We start from the raw sequence: 906 nt of genomic DNA on the forward strand, positions 1-906 counted from the left end.
CTAGTGTTCCGAGTCTGACATTTGCTACCGATTTCCCCTAATTTGATCGAGCGCGTCGAGTGCGCGGCGCTCTCGGGTGAGGATGTCCTCGGCGGTCTTGCTCCAGACGAAGGGCTTCGGCTTTGCGTTGTGCTGCAGCAGGTAGTCGTAGATCGCGCCTTCGAGGTCGTCGACGCTGGAGTAGCTGCCGCGCCGGATGCGCTTCGACGTGATCTCGGCGAAGAAGCGTTCGACGAGGTTCAGCCAGGACGCGCTTGTGGGTGTGAAATGCAGCTTGAAGCGCGGATGTTTCTCCAGCCAAGCCTGCACCTCGGGCGTCTTGTGGGTGGCGTAGTTGTCGAGAACCAAATGAATGTCGCGGGGTTTCTTCACGGCCCGGTCGATGCGGCGCAGGAAGCTCAGGAACTCCTTGGCGCGGTGGCGGGGCATGCAGTCACCGATGACCAGGCCGGACTTTACGTCCAGCGCGGCGAAGAGCGTGGTGGTGCCATGACGCTTGTAGTCGTGGGTCATGCTCGCACCGCGCCCCTTCTTCAGCGGCAGCCCGGGCTGGGTCCGATCGAGCGCCTGGATTTGCGATTTCTCATCGACGCACAGCACCACCGCCCGGTCCGGCGGGTCGAGGTAGAGCCCGACGATCTCGGTAACCTTCTCCTCGAACATCGGGTCGTTCGAGACCTTGAAGCCCTTTGTCAGATGGGGCTTCAAGCCTGCGTCCGCCCATATCCGGCCCACGCTCGAGGGCGAAATACCCACCGCGTCAGCCATCGTTGTGCGGCTCCAGTGCGTGGCATTGGGCGGTGTTTCCTGCACGGTCTTCGCGATCACCTTGAGTCGCACTTCTCTGGGCAGAGGCGGCACCCGCGAGGGCCGCGTCTTGTCCCGTTTGAGCCCCGGCACGCCCTC

The 906-nt window shown here is 63.1% G+C and carries 1 protein-coding gene; it reads right to left on the minus strand.

All coding sequences use genetic code 11. From position 1 onward, the window contains the following. Positions 1–24: 24 nt before the first annotated feature. Positions 25–906: IS630 family transposase (locus tag MCRY_RS22430; protein ID WP_085633985.1), on the minus strand; the 882-nt coding region annotated here is incomplete at its 5' end.

The organism is Marivita cryptomonadis (assembly GCF_002115725.1).
In the GTDB taxonomy this organism is placed as follows: Bacteria; Pseudomonadota; Alphaproteobacteria; order Rhodobacterales; family Rhodobacteraceae; genus Marivita; species Marivita cryptomonadis.